Annotated in this window: 5 protein-coding genes; all 5 read left to right on the forward strand. The window is 65.6% G+C overall.

Annotated features, from left to right (window positions below; all coding sequences use genetic code 11):
• The coding region (gene pstC / locus AC1D00_RS30615) for a phosphate ABC transporter permease subunit PstC (RefSeq protein ID WP_477013237.1) at positions 1-715 on the forward strand (715 nt) is incomplete at its 5' end.
• Positions 716-719: 4 nt separating this feature from the next.
• A complete protein-coding gene (pstA, locus tag AC1D00_RS30620) occupies positions 720-1,565 on the forward strand; it encodes a phosphate ABC transporter permease PstA (protein WP_135176178.1) in 846 nt (281 codons plus the stop codon).
• A complete protein-coding gene (gene pstB / locus AC1D00_RS30625) occupies positions 1,562-2,383 on the forward strand; it encodes a phosphate ABC transporter ATP-binding protein PstB (RefSeq protein WP_135176179.1) in 822 nt (273 codons plus the stop codon). Before pstA ends, pstB begins: the two co-directional genes overlap by 4 nt.
• Before the next feature lie 11 nt (positions 2,384-2,394).
• The gene (gene phoU / locus AC1D00_RS30630) at positions 2,395-3,111 is read left to right on the forward strand and encodes a phosphate signaling complex protein PhoU (RefSeq protein WP_011083915.1); all 717 of its coding nucleotides are present in this window, start codon (positions 2,395-2,397) and stop codon (positions 3,109-3,111) included.
• A gap of 22 nt (positions 3,112-3,133) precedes the next feature.
• The gene (gene phoB, locus AC1D00_RS30635) at positions 3,134-3,841 is read left to right on the forward strand and encodes a phosphate regulon transcriptional regulator PhoB (protein WP_008143479.1); all 708 of its coding nucleotides are present in this window, start codon (positions 3,134-3,136) and stop codon (positions 3,839-3,841) included.
• Positions 3,842-3,949: the final 108 nt, after the last annotated feature.

Below are 3,949 nucleotides of genomic sequence, written 5' to 3' on the forward strand. Positions count from 1 at the left end.
CGTCACCTCCTTCATCGCGATGCTGATCGCCATTCCCGTTGGCCTCGGCATTGCGATCTTCCTCACCGAGCTCTGTCCGCAATGGCTGCGCCGCCCGATCGGGATGGCGATCGARCTGCTCGCCGGCATYCCCTCGATCATCTACGGCATGTGGGGCTTCTTCGTGCTGGGCCCGTTCCTGGCCAACACCTTCCAGCCCTTCATGATCAAGATCTTCGACGGCGTCCCCGTCCTGGGCGCGATCTTCGCGGGGCCCCCGTCTTATCTCAGCCTGTTCAACGCCGCGCTGATCCTCGCCATCATGGTGCTGCCCTTCATCACCTCGATCTCGGTCGACGTGTTCAAGACGGTGCCGCCGGTGCTGAAGGAGGCCGCCTACGGCGTCGGCTGCACCACCTGGGAAGTCGTTCGCAGCGTGGTGATCCCCTACACCCGCGTTGGCGTCATTGGCGGCGTCATGCTGGCGCTGGGCCGCGCGCTCGGCGAGACCATGGCGGTGACGTTCATCATCGGCAACTCGTTCCGCATCTCCTCCTCGATCTTCGCGCCGGGTACCACGATCTCGGCGGCGATCGCATCCGAGTTCGCCGAGAGCGACGGCTTGCACCAGTCCGGCCTGATCCTGCTCGGCCTTCTGCTGTTCGTGCTGACGTTCTTCGTGCTCGCAGCGGCACGGCTGATGCTGATGCGGCTGGAAAAGAAGGCGGGGAACTAACGCCATGAACCCGATCTATTCACGCCGCCGCCGCAAGGACTTCGTCATCCGAGGCCTTTGCATGGCCGCCGCCGCCTTCGGCGTTACCTGGCTAGCGCTGATCCTGATCACGCTGCTCTACAACGGCATCGCCGGTCTGAACCTTGAGATTTTCGTGGCAGACACGCCGCCTCCGGGCTCGACCGAAGGCGGCCTGCGCAATGCCATCGTCGGTTCGATCATCATGACCGTGCTCGGCGTCGGCATCGGCGCGCCGCTCGGCCTGTTCGCCGGCACCTATCTCGCCGAGTACGGCCGCAACGACAAGCTGACCTCGGTGATCCGCTTCATCAACGACATCCTGCTCTCGGCGCCCTCGATCATCATCGGCCTGTTCATCTACGGCGCGGTGGTGGTGCCGATGCGCGGCTTCTCGGCGATCGCAGGCTCCCTCGCGCTCGCCGTCATCGTCATCCCGGTGGTGCTGCGCACGACCGAGGACATGCTGCTGCTGGTGCCGAACGCGCTGCGCGAGGCGGCGTCCGCCCTCGGCCTGCCGCGCTCGCTGGTGATCAAGCGGATCGCCTATCGCGCCGCCCGCTCCGGCCTCATCACCGGCGTGCTGCTCGCAACCGCCCGCGTCGCCGGCGAGACCGCGCCGCTGCTCTTCACCGCGCTGTCGAACCAGTTCTTCAGCCTCGGCCTGAACAAGACGATGGCGAACCTGCCGGTCACCATCAACAACTTCGTCCAGAGCCCCTACGCCTATTGGAAGCAGCTGGCCTGGAGCGGCGCGCTGCTGATCACGATTACCGTTCTTGCCCTGAATATTGGCGCGCGCATCCTTGGCGCCGAGAGGACCGCAAAATGAGTGAGCTTTCCGTATCGATGAGCGCGGCCGGTGGTTTGCCCCAGGCGCCGGTGTTGCCCGAGGCCCCGGCCAAGGTGACGGTGCGCAACCTCAACTTCTATTACGGCGAGCACCACGCGCTGAAGAACATCAACCTGACGCTCGGCGCCAACCGCGTCACCGCGTTCATCGGCCCGTCGGGATGCGGCAAGTCGACCCTGCTGCGCATCTTCAACCGGATGTACGACCTCTATCCGGGTCAGCGCGCCACCGGCCAGCTCATGCTCGACCAGACCAACATCCTCGACGGCAAGCTCGACCTCAATCTGCTGCGCGCCCGGGTCGGCATGGTGTTCCAGAAGCCGACGCCGTTCCCGATGACGATCTACGAGAACATCGCCTTCGGCATCCGCCTCTACGAGAAGATCTCGAAGTCCGAGATGGACGACCGCGTCGAGAAGGCGCTGCGCGGCGGCGCGCTGTGGAACGAGGTCAAGGACAAGCTCAACGCCTCCGGCCTGTCGCTCTCCGGCGGCCAGCAGCAGCGCCTCTGCATCGCCCGCACCGTCGCGGTGCGGCCCGAGGTGATCCTGTTCGACGAGCCCTGCTCGGCGCTCGACCCGATCTCGACCGCCAAGGTCGAGGAGCTGATCCAGGAACTGTCCGAGAACTACACGATCGCGATCGTCACCCACAACATGCAGCAGGCGGCGCGCGTCTCCGACAAGACCGCCTTCATGTATCTCGGCGAGCTGATCGAGTTCGACGACACCAGCAAGATCTTCACGTCGCCGAGCGACCGGCGCACGCAGGATTACATCACCGGCCGGTTCGGCTGAGGAGACGGGACATGGGTTCTGAACATACCGCAAAGGCCTTCGACACCGACCTCCAGGAGCTCACCCGACTCGTCGCCGAGATGGGCGGGATCGCCGAGCGCATGATCGTCGATTCCGTCGACGCGCTGATCCGCCGCGACGTCGCGCTCGGCCAGCGCGTGGTCGCCACCGACACCGAGCTCGACGCGCTGCAGAAGCGCATCGAGGAACGCGCCGTGCTCACCATCGCCCGCCGCCAGCCGATGGCGGTCGATCTGCGCGAGATCGTCGGCGCCATGCGCGTTGCGACCGATCTCGAGCGCATCGGCGACCTCGCCAAGAACATGGGCAAGCGCGTCGCCGCGCTGGAGACGGATTTCCATCCGCTCAAGCTGTTCCGCGGCCTGGAACACATGACCGACCTCGTGCAGCAGCAGGTCAAGTCGGTGCTGGACGCCTATGCCGCGCACGATCTGCCGGCCGCGATGGCGGTGTGGAAGGGCGACGAGGAAGTCGACGCCATCTGCACCTCGCTGTTCCGCGAGCTCCTCACCTACATGATGGAGGATCCGCGCAACATCTCGTTCTGCATCCATCTGATGTTCTGCGCCAAGAACATCGAGCGGATCGGCGACCACGCCACCAACATCGCCGAGACCGTGTTCTACATGATCGAGGGCCAGGCGATCACCGACAAGCGGCCGAAGGGCGACATGACGACCTTCGCCACGACGGTCCCGAATACCTGAAGACGCAAGGAGCGACGACACCATGGGCGCACGCATTATGGTGGTTGAGGACGAGGAAGCTCTCACCGAGCTTCTCCGCTACAACCTCGAAGGCGACGGCTATGACGTCGAGACGGTGATGCGCGGCGACGACGCCGACACCCGCCTCAAGGAACATATCCCGGATCTGATCGTGCTCGATTGGATGCTGCCGGGGCTGTCGGGCATCGAGCTGTGCCGGCGGCTGCGGACCCGGCCCGAGACCAAGCAGCTGCCGATCATCATGCTCACCGCGCGCGGTGAGGAGAGCGAGCGGGTGCGGGGTCTTGCGACCGGCGCGGACGACTACATCGTCAAGCCGTTCTCGGTGCCGGAGCTGCTGGCGCGCGTGAAGGGCCTGCTGCGGCGCGCCAGCCCCGAGCGGCTCGCCACCGTGCTCGCCTATGGCGACATCGAGCTCGACCGCGACAAGCGCCGTGTGGCGCGCTCGGGCCGGCCGATCGACCTCGGCCCGACCGAATATCGCCTGCTGGAGTTCTTCCTGGAGCATCCCGGCCGCGTGTTCTCGCGCGAGCAGCTGCTCGACAGCGTCTGGGGCCGCGACATCTACATCGACGAGCGCACCGTCGACGTCCATATCGGCCGCCTGCGCAAGCTGCTCAATCTCGGCCGCGAGCAGGATCCCATCCGCACCGTCCGCGGCGCCGGCTACGCGCTGGATGATCGCTTTGCGAAGGCGGAGCAGACGTAAGCTAGGGCGAGTTGGTCTGGCGAGCCGTCGCGACAACATCGGTGTCGTCCCGGCGAAGGCCGGGACCCATAACCCAAGGGCGTAGTTGTTGCGCGATAAGGGTAACTC

Source organism: Bradyrhizobium sp. P2_E8, assembly GCF_056403875.1.

What these genes read in the sequence shown, in the direction of transcription:
- phoB (WP_008143479.1), top strand. Translation starts at nt 3,134, where the DNA reads ATGGGCGCACGCATTATGGTGGTTGAGGACGAGGAAGCTCTCACCGAG.
- pstA (WP_135176178.1), top strand. Translation starts at nt 720, where the DNA reads ATGAACCCGATCTATTCACGCCGCCGCCGCAAGGACTTCGTCATCCGA.
- pstB (WP_135176179.1), top strand. Translation starts at nt 1,562, where the DNA reads ATGAGTGAGCTTTCCGTATCGATGAGCGCGGCCGGTGGTTTGCCCCAG.
- phoU (WP_011083915.1), top strand. Translation starts at nt 2,395, where the DNA reads ATGGGTTCTGAACATACCGCAAAGGCCTTCGACACCGACCTCCAGGAG.